Source organism: Rhizobacter koreensis (assembly GCF_013366375.1).
GTDB classification, from domain to species: domain Bacteria; phylum Pseudomonadota; class Gammaproteobacteria; order Burkholderiales; family Burkholderiaceae_C; genus Schlegelella_A; species Schlegelella_A koreensis.
Window position 1 is genome coordinate 199279 of record NZ_JABWMJ010000010.1, and the last position, 19256, is coordinate 218534.

11 protein-coding genes and 1 tRNA gene are annotated in these 19256 nt (G+C 67.6%); 3 read left to right on the forward strand and 9 right to left on the reverse strand.

What is annotated here, in order from left to right:
• Positions 1-114 precede the first annotated feature (114 nt).
• The 6 genes from typA to rimP form a co-directional block, all read right to left on the reverse strand.
• A complete protein-coding gene (gene typA / locus HQN59_RS20040; RefSeq protein WP_176070898.1) occupies positions 115-1941 on the reverse strand; it encodes a translational GTPase TypA in 1827 nt (608 codons plus the stop codon).
• A 12-nt stretch (positions 1942-1953) separates the two neighbouring features.
• Positions 1954-2910 carry a tRNA pseudouridine(55) synthase TruB gene (gene truB / locus HQN59_RS20045; RefSeq protein ID WP_176070899.1) on the reverse strand — a complete coding sequence of 319 codons (957 nt, stop codon included), beginning with the start codon at positions 2908-2910 and terminating at the stop codon, positions 1954-1956.
• 82 nt (positions 2911-2992) lie between these two features.
• Positions 2993-3358, reverse strand: a complete 366-nt coding sequence (rbfA, locus tag HQN59_RS20050) for a 30S ribosome-binding factor RbfA (protein ID WP_176070900.1) — start codon at positions 3356-3358, stop codon at positions 2993-2995.
• A 72-nt stretch (positions 3359-3430) separates the two neighbouring features.
• Positions 3431-6304, reverse strand: a complete 2874-nt coding sequence (gene infB, locus HQN59_RS20055; protein ID WP_176070901.1) for a translation initiation factor IF-2 — start codon at positions 6302-6304, stop codon at positions 3431-3433.
• 8 nt (positions 6305-6312) lie between these two features.
• A complete protein-coding gene (gene nusA, locus HQN59_RS20060; RefSeq protein ID WP_176070902.1) occupies positions 6313-7872 on the reverse strand; it encodes a transcription termination factor NusA in 1560 nt (519 codons plus the stop codon).
• Positions 7869-8453: a ribosome maturation factor RimP gene (gene rimP / locus HQN59_RS20065; RefSeq protein WP_342451260.1), complete on the reverse strand. Its 585-nt coding sequence runs from the start codon at positions 8451-8453 to the stop codon at positions 7869-7871. The genes nusA and rimP overlap by 4 nt, the downstream gene beginning before the upstream one ends.
• A gap of 358 nt (positions 8454-8811) precedes the next feature.
• Between rimP and fabI the strand changes: the two genes are divergently transcribed.
• Positions 8812-9597, forward strand: a complete 786-nt coding sequence (gene fabI, locus HQN59_RS20070; RefSeq protein WP_176070903.1) for an enoyl-ACP reductase FabI — start codon at positions 8812-8814, stop codon at positions 9595-9597.
• A gap of 197 nt (positions 9598-9794) precedes the next feature.
• Here the strand turns inward: fabI and HQN59_RS20075 are convergent, their stop codons facing one another.
• Entirely contained in the window at positions 9795-12320 is a 2526-nt protein-coding gene (locus HQN59_RS20075) for an arginine/lysine/ornithine decarboxylase (protein WP_246295044.1), read from the reverse strand.
• A gap of 108 nt (positions 12321-12428) precedes the next feature.
• Positions 12429-13772 (reverse strand): EAL and HDOD domain-containing protein, encoded by a 1344-nt coding sequence (locus tag HQN59_RS20080; protein WP_176070904.1) that lies wholly within the window; start codon positions 13770-13772, stop codon positions 12429-12431.
• A gap of 133 nt (positions 13773-13905) precedes the next feature.
• Here HQN59_RS20080 and HQN59_RS20085 point away from each other — a divergent pair.
• Both HQN59_RS20085 and HQN59_RS20090 read left to right on the forward strand, forming a co-directional pair.
• A tRNA-Ser gene (locus tag HQN59_RS20085) sits at positions 13906-13996 on the forward strand.
• A 165-nt stretch (positions 13997-14161) separates the two neighbouring features.
• Positions 14162-15364 (forward strand): tyrosine-type recombinase/integrase, encoded by a 1203-nt coding sequence (locus HQN59_RS20090; protein ID WP_176070905.1) that lies wholly within the window; start codon positions 14162-14164, stop codon positions 15362-15364.
• Between the two features lie 377 nt (positions 15365-15741).
• Here the strand turns inward: HQN59_RS20090 and HQN59_RS20095 are convergent, their stop codons facing one another.
• Positions 15742-18726, reverse strand: a complete 2985-nt coding sequence (locus tag HQN59_RS20095; protein ID WP_246295045.1) for a KAP family P-loop NTPase fold protein — start codon at positions 18724-18726, stop codon at positions 15742-15744.
• Between the last annotated feature and the right edge of the window lie 530 nt (positions 18727-19256).

A 19256-nucleotide genomic window follows, 5' to 3' on the forward strand; every position in this document is an offset into this window, starting at 1 on the left:
GTCATCGAGGCGCATCGAGGCGCATCGAGGATGCCAGCGCCGACGAACGAAAGCCCCGCATGCGGGGCTTTCATCATGGGCGCCGGTGCCCGCGCCTGACGAGCGCGGCTGCGATCAGGCCTCGCGCGACGCCCTCTTGCGCTCGTGCTCCTTGAGGTGGCGCTTGCGGACCCGGATCGACTTCGGCGTGATCTCGACCAGCTCGTCGTCGTCGATGAACTCGACGCCGTATTCGAGCGTGAGGTCGATCGGCGGCGTGATCTTGATCGCGTCTTCCTTCCCGCTGACGCGGAAGTTGGTCAGCTGCTTGGTGCGGGTGGCGTTCACCACCAGGTCGTTGTCGCGGCTGTGGATGCCGACGATCATGCCCTCGTACACCGGATCGTTCGGCTTGACGAACATGCGGCCGCGCTCGTCGAGCTTGCCGAGCGCGTAGGTGAAGATCTCGCCATCGTCCATCGAGATCAGCACGCCGTTCTTGCGTCCCGGAATCTCGCCGCGGTGCGGCTCGTAGCCGTCGAAGATGTTGCTGATGAGGCCCGACCCGCGCGTCAGGTTCATGAACTCGTTGGTAAAGCCGATCAGGCCGCGCGCCGGGATCCGGTACTCGAGGCGCACGCGCCCGCGGCCGTCCGGCTCCATGTTGACGAGTTCACCCTTTCGCTCGCCGAGCGCCTGCATCACCCCGCCCTGGTGGCCTTCCTCGATGTCGACGGTGACGAGCTCGATCGGCTCGTGGCGCTCGCCGTTCACGTCGTGGAACACCACCCGAGGCTTGCTGACCGCGAGCTCGTAGCCCTCGCGGCGCATGTTCTCGAGGAGGATGGTCAGGTGCAGTTCGCCGCGCCCCATCACCTCGAAGACGCCGTCCTCGTCGGTCTCCGAGACGCGCAGCGCGACGTTGCTCTGCAGCTCGCGCTGCAGTCGATCCCAGATCTGGCGGCTGGTGACGTACTTGCCCTCACGGCCGGCGAGCGGGCTCGTGTTGACGCAGAAGTTCATCGTCAGCGTCGGCTCGTCCACCTTGAGCATCGGCAGCGGCGCCGGATCGATCGGGCTGGTGATGGTGACGCCGATGCCGATGTCGTCGAGGCCGTTGATCAGCACGATGTCACCCGGCAGCGCCTCGGTGACCTGCACGCGGTTGAGCCCCTGGAACGTCAGCACCTGGTTGACGCGGCCCTTGGTCGACTTGCCGTCCGGCCCTTCCATCACGAGCACGTCCATGCCGGGCTTGAGCGTGCCCTGGCTGATGCGGCCGATGCCGATGCGGCCGACGAAGGTCGAGAAGTCGAGCGCCGAAATTTGCAGCTGCAGCGAGGCGGCCGGGTCGCCACTGTTCGGCGGGACGTAACGCAGGATGGTGTCGAACAGCGCCGACATGTCGGGGCCCCACTGCTCGCCCGGAGCACCTTCGGTGAGCGAGGTCCAGCCGTTGATGCCCGACGCGTAGACGACCGGGAAGTCGAGCTGCTCGTCGCTCGCGCCGAGCTTGTCGAACAGGTCGAACGCGGCATTGACCACCATGCTCGGGTTCGCCCCGGGCTTGTCGACCTTGTTGACGACGACGATGGGCTTGAGGCCGAGCGCGAGCGCCTTCTTGGTGACGAAGCGGGTCTGCGGCATCGGGCCTTCCTGGGCGTCGATCAGCAGCACCACGCCGTCGACCATCGAGAGCGCCCGCTCGACCTCGCCGCCGAAGTCGGCGTGGCCGGGCGTGTCGACGATGTTGATGTGCGTGTCGTTCCAGCTGACCGCGCAGTTCTTCGCCAGGATGGTGATGCCGCGTTCGCGTTCGATGGCGTTGTTGTCCATCACCGTGTCGATCACCTTCTCGTGGTCGGCGAAAGTGCCGCTCTGCCGCAGCAGCTGATCGACCATGGTGGTCTTGCCGTGGTCGACGTGGGCGATGATGGCGATGTTTCTGATCTGTCGGGTCATGGTGTTACCGGTCTATCGAATCGATGCCGCGGACGTGGCACTCGGCAGTGCCGCCACTTCCAGCGGGCTCAGCAATCGGGTTGAAATCAGTTCGCCGGCGACGATGCGACCGCCGCCGAGAAAGGCATTCGGGTCGGGGCCGTACACGCGCACGTTGGGCGCGTCGGGGTGGGCGAGGCGCCGCCGCACGCCCGAGAGGAATCGGCCGGCGTCGGCGTCGGCGAGGCGCACCGCAGGCCAGTGCGCGACCGGCGCGTCGGGGCTCAGCAGGCAGGCGTCGCGCTCGGCTTCGTCCATGCGCTCGAGCTGCTCGAGCGTGACGGCGTGCTCCAGCGAGAGCGGCCCGCTCGTGGTGCGGCGCAGCGCCGCCAGGTGCGCGCCACAGCCGAGGCGCTCGCCGATCTCTTCGGCCAGCGTGCGGATGTAGGTCCCCTTGCTGCAGGCGACGTCGAGGGTGACCGTCCGGTCGGCGCGCGCGACGACGTCGATCGAGTGGATGGTCACGCGGCGCGCCTCGCGCGCGACGTCGACGCCGGCGCGCGCGTAGTCGTAGAGCGGCCGCCCTTCGTGCTTGAGCGCCGAGTGCATCGGCGGCACCTGCTCGATCGTTCCGACGAAGGCGGCGCACGCGGCCGCGACACGCGCGTCGTCGACGTCCACCGGGCGCTCGCGCAGCACCGTCCCTTCGGCGTCGCCGGTCGACGTGGTCGTACCGAGCGCGAGCGTCGCGCGATAGCGCTTGTCGGCGTCGAGGCAGACCTGCGCGAACTTGGTGGCGGCGCCGAAGCAGAGCGGCAGCAGGCCGGTCGCGAGCGGGTCGAGCGTGCCGGTGTGCCCGGCCTTTTCGGCGCGGTAGAGGCGCTTGACCTTCTGCAGCGCGTCGTTGCTCGTCAGCCCCAGCGGCTTGTCGAGCAGCAGCACGCCGTGCACCGGTCGGCGCGGCACGCGCACGCGCGGCGCTGCGCTCATCGCGCACCTCCCGCGGCACGCACGCCAGCGCACGCGCGACGCGCGCACGCACCCCCACCGACAGCCCACGCGACCAGCATCGTCAGTCGTCCTTCGCGCGCGTGGCGTTGGCCTGCGCGATCAGCGCGCTCAGGTCGGCCGCACGCTCGGTGGTGCGGTCGAACTTGAAGTGCAGCGTCGGCACGGTGTGGATCTGCAGCCGCTTGAAAAGGCCGTTGCGGATGAAGCCGGCGGCCTCGTTGAGCGCCTGCTCGCACTGCTCGGCGTCGCCGACCAGCACCGAGAAGAACACCGTCGCATGCGCGTAGTCGGGCGTGACCTCGACCGCGTGGATCGTGACCATGCCGATGCGCGGATCCTTGAGGTCGCGGATCAGCTCCGCCACGTCGCGCTGGATCTGGTCGGCGACGCGGAAGCTCCGGTTCGGTATCGATCGTTTGTGTCGCATCGTCATGCCTTTCTCAAAAACAAAGCCCGCCCTGGTTGACGAGGGCGGGCTTTGGGTGAGACCCGTTCCGCGTCAGAGCGTTCGCGCCACTTCGCGGACTTCGAAGAACTCGAGCTGGTCGCCTTCCTTGATGTCGTTGTAGTTCTTGAGCTTGATACCGCACTCGAACCCGGCAGCGACTTCGCGGACGTCGTCCTTGATGCGGCGCACCGACTCGACCTCGCCGGTGTAGACCACCACGTTCTCGCGCAGCAGGCGGAACCGCGCACCGCGCCGCACCACGCCCGCCGTGACCATCGAACCCGCGACCGTGCCGATCTTCGAGGCGACGAACACCTGCCGGATCTCGGCGTTGCCGATGACTTCCTCGCGCTGCTCGGGGGCGAGCATCCCGGTCATCGCCGCCTTCACGTCGTCGACCGCGTCGTAGATGATGTTGTAGTAGCGCAGGTCGACGCCGTTGCCCTCGGCCAGCTTGCGGGCGCCCGCGTCGGCGCGCACGTTGAAGCCGACGATCACCGCCTTGGACGCGATCGCGAGGTTGATGTCGCTCTCGGTGATGCCGCCGACCGCCGCGTGGACGATCTGCACCTTCACCTCGTCCGTCGACAGCTTGAGCAGCGACTGCGCGAGCGCTTCCTGCGAACCCTGCACGTCGGCCTTGACGATCAGTGCGAGCGTCTGCTTCGCGCCCTGACCCATCTGGTCCATCATGCTTTCGAGGTTCGCAGCCTGGCGCTTGGCCAGCTTCACGTCGCGGTACTTGCCCTGGCGGAAGGTCGCGATCTCGCGAGCACGACGCTCGTCGCCAAGCACCATGAACTCGTCGCCGGCTTGCGGCACCTCGGTCAGGCCCTGGATCTCGACCGGGATCGACGGGCCCGCTTCGTTGATCGGCTTGCCGTCCTCGTCGAGCATCGCGCGCACCCGGCCGTAGCTCGAACCCGCCAGCACGACGTCGCCGCGCTTCAAGGTACCGCTCTGCACCAGCACGGTCGCGACCGGGCCGCGGCCCTTGTCGAGCTGCGCTTCGATGACCAGGCCCTTGGCCATCGACGCGACCGGCGCCTTCAGCTCGAGCACCTCGGCCTGCAGCAGCACCTGCTCGAGCAGCGTGTCGATGCCCTGCCCGGTGCGCGCCGAGACCGGCACGAACGGCGAATCGCCGCCGAACTCTTCCGGCACGACCTGCTCGGCGACGAGCTCCGACTTCAGGCGCTCGGTGTTGGCTTCCGGCTTGTCGATCTTGTTCATCGCGACCACGATCGGCACCCCGGCCGCCTTCGCGTGCGAGATGGCTTCCTTGGTCTGCGGCATCACGCCGTCGTCGGCCGCGACGACCAGGATCACGATGTCGGTCGCCTGCGCACCGCGCGCCCGCATCGCCGTGAACGCGGCGTGGCCCGGAGTGTCGAGGAAGGTGATCATCCCGCCCGGCGTGTCGACGTGATAGGCGCCGATGTGCTGGGTGATGCCGCCGGCTTCGCCAGCCGCCACGCGCGAGCGGCGGATGCTGTCGAGCAGCGAGGTCTTGCCGTGGTCGACGTGACCCATCACGGTGACCACCGGCGCACGCGGCACCGCGTCGCCCGCGTCGGCCTCGGCTTCCTCCTGCAGGAACGCGTCCGGATCGTCGAGCTTGGCCGGCAGCGCGGTGTGGCCCATCTCCTCGACGACGATCATCGCCGTCTCCTGGTCGAGCTGCTGGTTGATGGTGACCATCTGACCGAGCTTCATCAGCTGCTTGATGACTTCGGACGCCTTGACGGACATCTTGTGCGCCAGATCGGCCACGCTGATCGTCTCGGGCACGTGCACTTCCTGCACCTGCTGCTCGGCCGGCGCGACGAAGGACGACGGCGCGGAGTCGTTGCGGTCACCGCGACGGCCGGCACGCGGCGCGCGCCAGCCCGGACGAGCGCCACCGCCCGCGGGCCCGCGCAGGCCCGGCTTGGCGGCGCGCTTGGCCGCATCGTCGGCCCAGCTCGACGAGAGCTTCTCCGACTTGATCGACTTCTTGTCGCCCGGCTTGGCCACGCCGGGAGCGGCCGGTGCCGCGGTGCCGGCCTTCTTGTGGATCGTGCCCTTGATCGCTTCCTTGGCGGCTTCGGGCGCTGCCGGCGGCTTGACCTCTTCCGGCTTCTTGGCGACGAGCACCTTCTTCGGTGCGTTCATCATCATGCGGATGGCGGCCGCTTCGTCCTCCGCGGCCTTGCGGCGCTTGGCCAGGTCGGCGGCGCGCTGCTTCTCCTCGTCGGCGACGACGGCGGCCTTGATCATGCGGATCGCGGGCTTGACCGCTTCCGGCGCGCGCGGCGCCTCGGCCGCCGGTGCCGGTGCAGCCGCAGCCGGCGTCGATGCGGCCGGCGCGGGCTTCGCGGCCGATGCCTTGGCAGCTTCCGCAGCGGCGGCGGCCTGCGCAGCGGCAGCCGCCGCAGCGGCCTCGCGCGCGCGCGCCTCGGCGGCTTCGCGCTCGGCCTGCTCGCGGCGCTCCTGCTCCTCGCGACGCTGACGCTGAGCGGCGAGCTCCTCTTCCTGGCGACGCAGGGCCTCGGCCTGCGCATGCGCCTCTTCCTCGCGGCGCTTGAGCTCGGCCTCCTGGGCAGCGGCCAGCGCGGCCTCGTCGACCGCCGGGGCGACGTCGTCCCGCTTGACGAAGGTGCGCTTCTTGCGCACCTCGACCTGGATCGTGCGCGCCTTGCCGCTCGAGTCGGCCTGCTTGATCTCGCTGGTCGACTTGCGCGTCAGGGTGATCTTCTTGCGTTCACCGCTCGCGGCCGTGCCGTGCGCGGAGCGAAGATGGTCGAGCAGGCGTGCCTTGTCGCCTTCGGTGACCGAATCGTTGGTCGACGACTTGCTGACGCCAGCCGACTGCAGCTGCTCGAGCAATACCGCGGCCGAGCGGTTCAGCTCGGCGGCGAGTTGGGCGACCGTGGTCGATGCCATGTATATCCTTAGCTGGTCTGGCCTGGCGCAGCCGAGATGGCAGCGTCGGCATGGTCGGGCAGCGGAGCGGCGTCGCCATCGGTATCGCTACCGGTGTCGAACCAATGCTCGCGCGCCTTCATGATCAATCCCCGGGCCGTGTCGTCGTCGAGGCCGGTCATCTCGACAAGCTCGTCGACCGCGAGGTCGCCGAGATCGTCGCGGCTGTGCACCCCACCCTCGGCGAGCTTGCCGATGAGCTCGGGCGTGAGCCCCTCGAGATCGCGCAGGTCCTGCGACACGGCGCCCGCGTTCTCTTCCTTCGCGATCTCCATCGTCAGCAGCGCATCCTTGGCGCGCTGACGAAGCTCGGTCACCGTGTCCTCGTCGAAGCTCTCGATCTCGAGCATCTCCTGCATCGGAACGTAGGCAACTTCCTCGAGGCTCGAGAAGCCCTCGGCGATCAGGATGTCGGCGACCTCGGAGTCGACGTCGAGCTTCTCGACGAAGAGCTTGCGGATGCTGTCGCTCTCCTCGGCCTGCTTCGCGCTCGACTCCTCGGCGGTCATGATGTTGATGCGCCAGCCGGTCATCTCGGAGGCGAGGCGCACGTTCTGACCGCCCCGGCCGATCGCGATCGCGAGGTTCTCCTCGTCGACGACGACGTCCATCGCGTGACGCTCCTCGTCGACGACGATCGACTGCACGTTCGCCGGCGCCAGGGCACCGATCACAAATTGGGCCGGATCCTCGGACCACAAGACGATGTCGACGCGCTCGCCGGCGAGCTCGTTGGTCACCGCGTTGACGCGCGAGCCGCGCACGCCGACGCAGGTGCCGATCGGGTCGACGCGCTTGTCGTTCGACTTAACGGCGATCTTGGCGCGCGAGCCCGGGTCGCGGGCGCACGACTTGATCTCGAGGAGACCCTGCTCGATCTCGGGCACTTCCTGCGCGAACAGCTCCATCATGAACTGCGGCGAACTGCGCGAGAGCAGGATCTGCGGGCCGCGCAGGGTCGGGTCGACCTCGGCGATGTAGGCGCGGACCCGGTCGCCGGTGCGCAGGTTCTCCTTCGGGATCATTTCCGAGCGGCGCAGGCGCCCCTCGATGCGGCCCGACTCGACGATCACGTCGCCCTTGTCGAGGCGCTTGACGGTGCCGACGAAGATCTTCTCGCCGCGCGCCAGGAAGTCGTTGAGCAGCTGCTCGCGCTCGGCATCGCGGATCTTCTGCAGGATGACCTGCTTGGCGGCCTGCGCGCCGATGCGGCCGATCGAGACCGACTCGACCTGCTCCTCGATGTAGTCGTCGACCTCGATATCGGGGATCTGCTCGACCGCCTCGAAATGGAGGATCTCGGAATCGGGGTTCTGCAGACCGGCGTCGTTGGGCACCACGTGCCAGCGCCGGAACGTCTCGTATTCGCCGGTCTCGCGGTCGATCGAGACCCGCATGTCGACCTCGCCACCATGCAGCTTCTTCGACGCCGAGGCGAGCGCGGCCTCGACGGCCCCGAACACCACTTCGAGGTCGACACTCTTCTCACGCGCGATCGCGTCCACCAGCATCAACAGTTCGCGATTCATGTGCGTTGACCTCCATGGGCGGCGCCCGGGGCGCCCCCTTCTTCTTGTGCGGCAGGCGCCGGCGCGCTGCGGCGTCCCTTGAAATCGATGGTCGGAACGAGGCGTGCCTCGCGGACTTCGTCGATCGCGAAGTCGAGCACGCGATCGCCTTCCGGGCTGCCGCCGTGGTCGGGCGACAGCACCAGGCGCCAGCCGTCGCCTTCGGCGCGCAGCTCGCCGCGAAAGCGCTTGCGACCAGCGAGCGGCGCCTTCAGCGTGAGCTCGACCTGCTGACCGACGAAGCGGGCGAAATCGGCCGCCTTCTTCAGCAGCCGGTCGAGCCCCGGCGACGACACCTCGAGGCGCTCGTAGGGCACGCCCTCGACCTCGAGCACGTGCTGGAGCTGGCGCGTGACGCGCTCGCAGTCGTCGACGGTGATGAACTTCTCCTCGCCGCCCTCGCCCGGCGCCGGGTGATCGATGTAGACGCGCAGCAGACCGCCGGCGCTTTTCTCGACATCGACGAGGTCGTAGCCGAGCATCGTCACCGTGCTCTCGATGACGTTCGGCCGGGCCGGCAAGTTCTGACCTTCTCGCTCCACGCTGATTCTTGTTCCTGCTCTCGTTCCTCGCCTCCGGAGCCCCTGCCTGCCGCCACCTACGGAGCCGAACCACCGGCCCCGGCGCCCCGACTGCCACGCGGGGAACCGCGCGAATCGAGCGCCCAAAAAAAAATGGGCCGGAAAACCCGCCCCATCAGATGACTGTGAGCTTTCGAGCTAACCCGAAAACCTCGGCCGAAGGCTCCGCGTGGCGGGACTTCGCCCGCTGCTTCAGGCTTTCCAGAGAATCAAGGATTGTACTGCGGGGGTTGGTTACCTGCAAGGTTGAGAGGTGTCAAGCCGGGCCTGCCAAGCCTCGCGTGCCAGAATCTGCGCCCTTCCAACCAAGGAGCCACCCATGGGGTTTCTGACCGGCAAGCGCTTGTTGATCACCGGTGTGCTGTCCAACCGCTCGATCGCCTACGGCATCGCGCGCGCGTGCCACCGTGAAGGCGCCGAGCTCGCGTTCAGCTACCAGGGCGAGCGCTTCAAGAGCCGGGTCGGCGAGTTCGCCGCCGAATTCGGCTCCGACCTCGTGTTCGACTGCGACGTCGCCGACGACGCCCAGATCGACGCGCTGTTCGCCGGCCTGGCCGAAGCCTGGCCCCAGTTCGACGGCTTCGTGCACTCGATCGGCTTCGCGCCCAAGGAGGCGATCGCGGGCGACTTCCTGGAGGGCATGTCGCGCGAGGCGTTCCGGATCGCCCACGACATCTCGAGCTACAGCTTCCCGGCGATGGCCAAGGCCGCGGCGGCGAACCTGCGCCCCGGCAGCGCGCTGCTCACCCTGTCGTACCTCGGCGCGGTGCGCAACGTGCCCAACTACAACACCATGGGCCTTGCCAAGGCATCGCTCGAGGCCGGTGTGCGCTACCTCGCCGGCAGCCTCGGCCCCGCGGGCGTCCGCGTCAACGGCATCTCGGCCGGGCCGATCAAGACGCTCGCGGCATCGGGCATCAAGGGCTTCGGCAAGATCCTCGACGTCGTCGAGCAGAACGCGCCGCTGCGCCGCAACGTCACGATCGAGGACGTGGGCAACGTCGCCGCGTTCCTGCTGTCGGACCTGGCCGCAGGCGTGACGTCGGAGATCGTCTACGTCGACGGCGGCTTCAGTCACGCGATGGGCGGCGCGGCCGCGCTCTGAGGCTGACCCCGGCGGCGGGCGCCGAGCGCCGATCGGCCGAGCCGGGCCGGCTGCCACCGGTCGCCGCGTTGGCTCATCGAGCAACCGGGCCAGTGGTCGAACCTGCCAGCCGGCGGGTGACCGGCTGACCCGTTCACCGGCCAACGCCGCCGGCGTCGCTGCGGAACCAAGCGCGGCTGCTCCGCCGCGCGCACCGCTCAGGCGCCGCTGCGCGGGCGCCGGTTGCCGCCGGTGCCTCCCTGCATGTTGCGCGGCGGGTCGGCGTCGGCCGGGACCGCGTCCTCGAGGCTCGGCCCGGTGCCGCTGGCGACGCCGCCGGCGTTCTGGCCGTTCGCGCGCGGTGCCACATCGCCGGCGTCAGGAGCCCGGCGCCGGCGCGACGGCGTCGTCACCTTGACGCCGCCGAGCGTGGTGTCGGTCGGCCGCGGCAGTGCGTCGGCAACGCTTTGCGAGGCGACGCAGTCGACGAAGTAGCGCCCGTCCTCGTAGACCACGCCGTCGACGCTCTCGCCCACGGCGACGAGACCGTGCACGTCGGTGTCGAAGCCCGGGAACGCGGCGTTGAACGCGCGGGTGAACTTCAGGTAGTCGACGATCTTGCGGTTGAAGCGCTCGCCCGGAATCAGCAGCGGAATGCCCGGCGGGTACGGCGTCAGCAGCGAGGTCGCGACGCGGCCCTCGAGCTGGTCGATCTCGACGCGTTCGGTCTTGCCGTGCGCGATGCACGCGAAGGCGTCGCTCGGCTTCATCGCCGGCTGGATGTCGGACAGGTACATGTCGGTCGTGAGGCGCGCGATGTCGTGCTTGGCGTACATCGCGTGCATGCGGTGCGACAGGTCCTTGAGGCCCATGCGCTCGTAGCGCGGGTGCTGCGCGCAGAACTCCGGCAGGATCCGCCACATCGGCTGGTTCTTGTCGAAGTCGTCCTTGAACTGCTGCAGCGCGGTGAGCAGCGTGTTCCAGCGGCCCTTCGTGATGCCGATGGTGAACATGATGAAGAACGAGTAGAGCCCGGTCTTCTCGACCACCACGCCGTGCTCGACCAGGAACTTGGTGACCACTGCCGCCGGAATGCCGGTCGCCGCGAACTCGCCCGACACGTCGAGACCCGGCGTGATGATCGTGCACTTGATCGGGTCGAGCAGGTTGAAGCCGTCGGCGAGCTTGCCGAAGCCGTGCCACTTGGCGTTGGCCTTGAGCGTCCAGTCGGCGCTGCTGCCGATCCCCTCGGGTGCGAGCTTGTCGGGGCCCCAGACCTTGAACCACCAGTCCTTGCCATACTCGGCGTCGACCTTGCGCATCGCGCGCCGGAAGTCGAGCGACTCGGCGATGCTCTCCTCGACCAGGGCGCGTCCGCCCGGCGCCTCCATCATGGCCGCCGAGACGTCGCACGACGCGATGATCGCGTACTGCGGGCTCGTCGAGCTGTGCATCAGGTAGGCCTCGTTGAAGAGGTGGCGGTCGAGCTTGCGCGTCTGCGAGTCCTGCACCAGCACCTGCGACGCCTGGCTGATGCCGGCGAGCAGCTTGTGCGTCGACTGCGTCGCGAACACGAGCTGGCTCTGGGGCCGCTGGCGGTTCTTGCCCATTGCATGGAACACGCCGTAGAACTTGTGGAACGCCGCGTGCGGCAGCCAGGCCTCGTCGAAATGCAGGGTGTCGATGTAGCCGTCGAGCGCGTGCTTGATCGTCTCGGTGTTGTAGAGCACGCCGTCGTAGGTGCTCTGCGTGAGCGTCAGGATGCGCGGCTTGACCGCCTTCGCGTCGATGTCCTTGATCAGCGGGTTGGCGGCGATCTTGCGCTGGATCGACCCGATCTCGAACTCCGACTGCGGGATCGGCCCGATGATCCCGAAGTGGTTGCGCGTCGGCCGCAGGAACACCGGCACCGCGCCGGTCATGATGATCGCGTGCAGGATCGACTTGTGGCAGTTGCGGTCGACCACCACCACGTCGCCGGACGCCACCGTGTGGTGCCAGACCATCTTGTTCGAGGTCGAGGTGCCGTTGGTGACGAAGAAGCAGTGGTCCGCGTTGAAGATGCGCGCCGCGTTGCGCTCGCTCTGCGCCACCGGACCGGTGTGATCGAGCAGCTGGCCGAGCTCGTCGACCGAGTTGCAGATGTCGGCGCGCAGCATGTTCTCGCCGAAGAACTGGTGGAACATGCGGCCGACCGGGCTCTTGAGGAACGCGACGCCCCCCGAGTGCCCCGGGCAGTGCCACGAGTACGAGCCGTCCTGCGCATAGTCGACCAGCGCCTTGAAGAACGGCGGCGCGACGCCGTCGAGGTAGGCCTTTGCCTCGCGGATGATGTGACGCGCCACGAACTCGGGCGTGTCCTCGAACATGTGGATGAAGCCGTGCAGCTCGCGCAGGATGTCGTTCGGCAGGTGCTGCGACGTGCGTGTCTCGCCGTACAGGTAGATCGGGATCTCCGAGTTCTTGAAGCGGATCTCCTCGATGAACTTGCGCAGGTTCAGCACCGCCGGGTCGAGCTCCGGGCCGGTGGTGGTGAACTCCTCGTCGTCGATCGACAGGATGAACGCGCTGGCGCGGCTCTGCTGCTGTGCGAACAGGCTGAGGTCGCCGTAGCTGGTGGCGCCCAGCACCTCGAAGCCTTCCTTCTCGATCGCCGCGGCGAGCGCGCGGATGCCGATGCCCGAGGCGTTCTCCGAGCGGAAATCCTCGTCGATGATGACGATCGGGAACTGGAAGCGAAGCATCGCGGATCTCGGGGGCAGAAAAGGGAGCGCGGAGTTTAGGCGCTGGTGCCAGTGGCCTGTCGGCGTGGGTTCACCCGCATGGCAAGCGGGCTGCCCGAGGCAGGCGGGTCAGGATGTGCCGGCAGTCGCCGGAGCGCCGCTGCCGGCCTTGGCAGCCCACTGCCACGCTTCGGCCGCGCGCGCGGCGACCCTCGCGGCGCCGCCGAACGGCTCGGCGAGCGTCTCGAGCTGCGTCGATTTCGGGTTCTCGAGCTCGGCGGCGACCGCGAGGTACGCATACCAGGGGCCGCTCGCCTCGAGCAGCGCGCGCCGCGCGAACTCGTGCAGATTCAGCGGCTCGATCGCGTCGGCGAGCTTGACCTGCAGCAGCAGCCCCAGCATCGACGCGAGCCCGAGCGTGAACAGCGACCCGGGCTCGGGCTCCGCGCGATCGATGGCGAGCAGTTCGAAGAGACGCGCCCGCGCGAGCGCGATTTCCTGCAGCGCGCCCGAGGCGGGCCTTCCCGCCGAGAAGGTGACGAGCAGCATCGAGAGCCAGCGGTAGAGCTCGTTGCGGCCGAGCATCAGCACCGCCTGCTCGATCGAGTCGACCTCGTGCGCTTGGCCGACGCCCGCCATGTTGATGTGGTGCAGCAGCCGGTAGGCGAGCGCCACGTCCTCCTTGATGTCGCTGACGATCGAGCGCGTGTCGGCGTCCTGCACCAGGCGATTGAGCAGCAGACAGACGCGCTGCACCTGCGGCGCGAGCGGCTGCGCCTCCTTCGGCTCGGTGCGGCTGGCGATCGAGCAGCAGGCGTAGCGCACGCCCGCCTGCAGCATCGCTTCGAGCTGCTCGAGCGTCTCGACGTCGCTCGCGAGCAGCGGCACGCCACGCTGGCGCGCGCTCGCGACGTCGTCGAGACCGGGCCGGACGACCACGAAGTCGGGCGTCACCGGCTGCACCCGGGGGCCGGCCCAGCCGACGCGCGCACCGGCCGCGCGCAAGGCACGGATGGCGGTGCAGGCTTCGGTTCCGAAAGCGTCGGCCGCCTCGACCAGCGGGACCGCGATCATGCAGCCGCGCGTCACCTCGGCGGCGAGCTGCGGCCGCTGCAGCCAGCCGGGCGGCAGCTCGGTGTAGGCGATGCGCCCGGCGTCGGTGGTGAGCCGCATCGTCGCGAACAGCGCGCGCGTGTGCGCGGCGGCGGCCACCGCGTTGTCGCGGCTGCGCAGACGGCGCAGTGTCGACTCGGGCATGCGGAACTCGAAGCCGGCGACCCGGCCGCCGACGTCGACCAGCGGCCGTCGCGCACCGATGGCGGTGATCGCGTCCGGCTCCGTCACCGCCGCCGCCGCGGGCCGCGGCTGGGGCGCCGCGACGGCCGGCGCAGGCGCCCGCCCGGCCGCCGGCACGGCGGGGGCACCCGCCGGCTGGCGCCGGTTCTTGAGCCATTGCAGGAGCGCGCGGAGCATGCGGTGAACGACTGGGCAGGTGTCGAGGAGTTGGACCGTACCGGCGCCGCCGCTAGTGTAGGGTTTCGGCCTCTCCGCAGCCCGTGTGCCCCCGGTGATGCCGCCTTCGCGTCGGCTAAGATCGCGGCCCACCGGAGAGGTGGATGAGCGGTTTAAGTCGCACGCCTGGAAAGCGTGTGAGGGTTAACAGCCCTCCGCGGGTTCGAATCCCGCCCTCTCCGCCAGTACTGGATCCATTGGCGTCCAGAGACGTCTTCAGAAGCGCCCTGCAGCAGTCTCCTCGGAGGAGAACTTGTTGTGAGGCGGTCCAAAGCCGTCCGTTGACAGCTACGCGTGAGTGGGGGTAGATTTCGGTAGCTATACCCCCTATCTCGAGACCGCGTACCCCCATGGCGCTTACCGACGCATCGGTCCGGAGCGCGAAGCCTGGACCCAAGCCGGTCAAGCTTTTTGACGGCCAGGGGCTGTACCTTCTCGTGCAGCCTACCGGCGGCAAACTGTGGAGGCTGAAGTACAGGTTTGCAGGCAAGGAGAGGCTGCTCGCGCTCGGCTCGTATGGCGATGTGACGTTGCGCGAAGCGCGCCAGAAGCGGGACGAGGCGCGCGAGCAGCTTCGCAACGGGCAAGACCCGTCTCTCCTACGCAAGGTCGAAAAGCTGACCCAGCGAGCTGCGGCTGAGAACTCCTTCGAGACAGTTGCCCGCGCTTGGTGGAATCAGTGGAAGGCGACGAAGAGCGCCAAGCACCAAGACGAAGTTCTTAGACGTTTGGAACGCGACACGTTCCCGGACCTGGGACCGCTCCCGATCTCCTCTATAACTGCCGCCCAGTTGCTGGCGGTGTCTCTGAAGATCGAAAGGCGCGGCGCCCACGATCTCGCGAAACGCGCCTATCAAACGGCCGGTCAGATCTGTCGCTTTGCTGTCGCCCACGGAATCCTGCAGCGAAACCCAGCCGCGGATGTACGGCCGAGCGACGCGTTGAAGCCGACTCGGAAGGGGAACTACGCTCGGTTGGACGCGAAGGAGCTGCCTGAGTTGCTTCGAAAGATCGACAGCTACGATGGCTCCCCCTATACCCGCTCCGCGCTGAAGCTGATGACTTTGACGTTCGTACGCACGTCGGAGCTCATTGCCTCTCGTTGGGAAGAGTTCGACCTCAGCGTCGCGCAGTGGCGCATTCCAGCTACGCGCATGAAGATGCAGACGCCGCATATCGTGCCGCTGTCCCGCCAGGCGCTTGAGGTGCTCGCAGAGCTAAAGGGCTTCCGAACGGCCTGTCCCCTTGTCTTTCCTGGAGAGCGCGACCACGAGAAGCCGATGAGCAATAACACGATCCTGTTTGCGCTCTACCGAATGGGCTATCACTCTCGTATGACAGGACACGGGTTCCGCGGCATCGCCTCCACAGTGCTGCACGAGCACGGTCACGAACATCACTTGATCGAGCTTCAGCTCGCCCATCAAGAGCGAAACGCTGTCAGCGCCGCTTACAACCATGCGACCTATATTGCGCAACGAACGAAGATGATGCAGGCATGGGCGGACTATCTAGACGAGCTCAGATTAGGTGCTGAGGTCCTTTCCGGTTGATCAATTCTGGGCGGCTAAGACGCGGTGGGATAAACAAGGCCGCTCTTGTCCCCTGTCGTACCCTCGCGTTGCTGAGCGTCGCTGAAGCAGCGGTTGCGGTCCTTGGCTCAAGTTAGCTCGACGGCGGCTTTGCCGGGTGATGCAGACGTTCGACCGCCACACTAGGGTGACGATCGATCGGCAGGGTGCGCAGGAGTGTCGTATAGCCCTCGTAGATCTTTCGCCGCCGTAGCCAGCGAGCTGGAGGCCGCGGAAGTGCAGATCCATCTAATGCGCGCCCGCTTCGACATCTTCATGCGCTTGATCTTCGCTTGCCCGGCGGTCGCCACGCATGCCTCCGCGCAGGCCGCTGGGTGGGACTCTATGGTCCGGCCCGCTCAGGCGGAACCCGCCGGCAGGGCTTCGGGATCCGTATAGCGGTCCGAAACCATCGCGTCCAAGACTTCGAAGACGCGAGGCAGATCCTCCCGATAGCACGCCACATAGTTGTGCGTCACCACGCGGCGATCCAGCGCAGGCAGATCTCGGTAGCGTTCGCGGTTCTCCTTCCAGTACTCGCGCAGCGCGACAGGATCGAAGCCCGCCCGCAGCGCCTCAGGCGAGGGCGCGAACTCCGTGTCTGGGTCCGTGGGCCACGACCCTCGGCTCAGCTGGCACAGACAGTAGTCGGCGAAGAGTAGACGGTTGGACGGTTCGAGCTCCGCGTTGAAGCAGACCCCGAAGGCGTAGGCGTTCATGCGCTCGGCGATCCCTCCACGGTCTTCAGAACCGGACTCGTCGTAGTACCCGCAGCCGACGCCGACGCCGGTCGCCGGGCGGGCGTTGCAGAGCTGATAGAGGAAGAAGCTCTTGACGCTTGAGCGTGCGGCGGGTAGCAGATCGGCGAGGGGGCGCGCCGCGCTGCCGCTCGGCTCCGATCCAAGCAGCGACAGTCCGACTTCACCCAAGAAAGCTCGGTCATCCGCGCGGTCGACCTCGGCCAGGAAGTTGCGCCGGGGCGCGATCCAAGCGGCATCGAAGCGTCGGAACACTTCTTGGGAGAGCCGGCGCATGCCGTTGCGCGCGAGCTCGTTGAGCAGCCCTGCCGTCTGCGCCTCCGGGTCTTCATGCAGCAGCAGCGCAGAGGTGAGGTTGTGCAGTTGCCCCTGCCGATCGGCGGAGCAGGTGAGCCGGAACAGTGCCAAGTCGTGCCAGCCCAAGACCCCGCGGTCAGGCGCGGCAAGCTGATCGATGAGGCTCTTGCCCTTGTGGCGCCCCGAGCCGAAGATGCGCTCCGCGATCTCGACGACGTTCTGCCCGCTATTGGGCAGACGGCGCCCCGTCGTGCGGCCCCACCCGGCGCTGTCCAGCAAGCGCGCGAGCGAATAAACGCAGGTCTGCCGCAGCCCAATCTCCTCCGTCTCGACGGTGGAGTAGCGGGGCATCCAGGAGACGAGCGCGTCGATGGCGCCCTCAGCGACGTCGCGCGTAAAGTCGTGCGAGCCGTTCACGAGCAAGCGCCAGAACTCGTTGTGCGGGCGCTCGCTGCGCGCCAAGTCGAAATCCGGCTCTGCGAGCACCTCTGAGACCGCGGCGCCGCCTCGCACGCGACTCACGGCGCCTTGGTACAGCGCGAAGGTCTCCGTGGGCTCGGGCGCGACGAATCGCGTGATAAAGGTGAGATACGTCTCGAGGTTTCTCGCGCCCGGCTGGTTGAAGCAGGCCCGGGAACGGAACATCGCCTGCTCAACCTCCCGCCGGTCGCCCAGCGCGAGCGCGGCAACATCGAAGAGCTGTCGAGCCAGATGCTCCGCCGTCCTCCCGAATCCACCGACCGCCTCCGCGAACTTGTCCGCGTTTATGAATCCCGCTCCGCCCTCATCGGGCTTGACCGAATAGTCGCCGGAGCGCTTGCCCGACTCGTGCCCGTGAATGCGCCGGAAGAGCCCCGGATAGTTCTGGTGGATCAGCATCAGGTTCACGAGGTCGCGCCGATAGAAGTCCGTGCGCGCGACGTCCGCCTTGTCGAAGCGCGCCATCAGCAACTCGTTGATAAAGCGCTTGACCTGGCGCATGTTCCCGATCACAGGCAGGTAGGGCGCCGCGTCCTCGGCATCGAGAATGTTGGCGAGTTCGTCGAGGATGCCGGAGAGCCTGAGCATCGCGCCCGATGGGACCGAGACGAGGCGGGCGTCGCTTTGCTTCCAGCCTCCTCGCAGGAACGCCACGAGCGCAGCGCTCTCGACCAGCAGGTTCACCTTCGTGGTAACGAACTTTTCAAGAAACTGTCGCGAGAGCTCGGATCCGGACTCCGACCGCGCGAGAACCTCGGTGTCATAGCAGAGCACATAGGTCGCCCGCGACAGCCGCAGCGTGCGCCGCACGGCAAAGAGAACGCTGTTGACGGCCGACGGCTCGAGCCGATCGAGATCGTCGATGACGATGATCACCCGCTTGTCGAGAACGGCCAAGATCGCGTCGATCGCATCGAGCGACTCGTCGAGCGTCTCGCTTGCCGGATCCAGCGTGAGCTTGAAACCAAGGAACGAGAGCTCAGCCCGCCCTTTGAGCATGCGCGAGTAGCGCGACGCCGCCGGGCGGAACTCCGGGGCGAAGACCTCGCGCCGTATCGTGGTCGCCAGCTCCGAGATGAGGCGTCCGGCGAGATCCGGGTCGCCCGCGACTCGCAGAGGGTCGAAGCGGTGCGTGATGATCGAGCCGGGGTCGGTGTCGTTCCAGTGCCGCTGAGCGAGGTTCATAAAGCTTGTCTTGCCAGCTCCCCAAGGGCCGTCAACGCCGAAGACCATCCCTGGGATAGCGGAGCACGCCACGACGCTCTCGGCGAAAACGCGCGCGCGATCAGCCACGCCCAGCGTATCCTCACCCTCCGCCTCGATCTCGTCATCCGCGATGAGCGGCAGCTCAGCGTGCGGCGAAGTCGCGCGGGCGCGGCGGTCCCTGACGAGCGACGCGGCCATAACGGCCAGCAGTGCAGCCAAAATGGCCGGGGCCCACAGCGGGTCCGCGCGCTGGAAGGCCGCATGCAGCCGGCCGGCGGCCGGGGCCGCCGCGATATTCGCCACCCCTCCAAGCGTCAGGACGGCGAGCAGGTCGGCTCTCAGGCTTCGAGCGATGAAGCGAGTCGACCTGAAGGCGCCCCGCTTCCATCCGTACAGCAAGACGAGCGCGAGAGAGGCGATCACCACGGGACCGATGAGCTGCGCTCCCATTGCCTCTACCGCGGGAGAGACACGCTCTCCGAGATAGAAGGCGAGGCGGAACACTTCGGCGATGGTGAAGCCCAGCAACGCCGCTCGCCCGTAGACGAGCAGCTCCGGCATCGGCATCGGTGCGGCGACCTTTTTGTTCTCGCTCGGCTGCATGGATCGGAGGCTTGTTCGCAAGAGGATCGAGGCTAGCAGGTACTCAGCGAGCGTCGCACTATCTCGCGCCTCAGGCTTGGCGCGCCGACACGCTGCGAGCAGGCGCGCTCCCGCGACTGGCGAGGGCAGTTACTTTGGCGAGCTTTACCACCTCCTGCATTAGCTTGACGACGCGTCCTCCACCAGAGCAGCGCATCGCCGCTTACAAAGAGCAGCCATCCCAATGAGGCAAGTGCCCGCGAGCTCGCCGTGACAGGGTTCGACTTGAGGAAGAGCGGGAACACGCCGAGCAGTAGCCCGACCCCGATCCACTTCGCTTCTAGCCCGTGGTTCCGGGTGTCTCGCTTAGGTGCCATCTGCATCTCCTGACGATGCGCATCGTAGGACGAGCCAGTAGCAAGCACGGGCTGACCTGCCCCCCTCCAGCCGTACCAAGGTAATAGAAGGGAAGTCCGCTCATCAGGAGAATGGCGGGCATGAGGAAGAGCAAGTACAGCGAGGAACAGATCATCGGGTTCCTCAAGCAGGCT

Coding starts and splice junctions, on each gene's coding strand:
- typA (WP_176070898.1), bottom strand. CDS start 1,941: ATGACCCGACAGATCAGAAACATCGCCATCATCGCCCACGTCGACCAC.
- truB (WP_176070899.1), bottom strand. CDS start 2,910: ATGAGCGCAGCGCCGCGCGTGCGCGTGCCGCGCCGACCGGTGCACGGC.
- rbfA (WP_176070900.1), bottom strand. CDS start 3,358: ATGCGACACAAACGATCGATACCGAACCGGAGCTTCCGCGTCGCCGAC.
- infB (WP_176070901.1), bottom strand. CDS start 6,304: ATGGCATCGACCACGGTCGCCCAACTCGCCGCCGAGCTGAACCGCTCG.
- nusA (WP_176070902.1), bottom strand. CDS start 7,872: ATGAATCGCGAACTGTTGATGCTGGTGGACGCGATCGCGCGTGAGAAG.
- fabI (WP_176070903.1), top strand. CDS start 8,812: ATGGGGTTTCTGACCGGCAAGCGCTTGTTGATCACCGGTGTGCTGTCC.
- HQN59_RS20075 (WP_246295044.1), bottom strand. CDS start 12,320: ATGCTTCGCTTCCAGTTCCCGATCGTCATCATCGACGAGGATTTCCGC.
- HQN59_RS20080 (WP_176070904.1), bottom strand. CDS start 13,772: ATGCTCCGCGCGCTCCTGCAATGGCTCAAGAACCGGCGCCAGCCGGCG.
- HQN59_RS20090 (WP_176070905.1), top strand. CDS start 14,162: ATGGCGCTTACCGACGCATCGGTCCGGAGCGCGAAGCCTGGACCCAAG.
- HQN59_RS20095 (WP_246295045.1), bottom strand. CDS start 18,726: ATGCAGCCGAGCGAGAACAAAAAGGTCGCCGCACCGATGCCGATGCCG.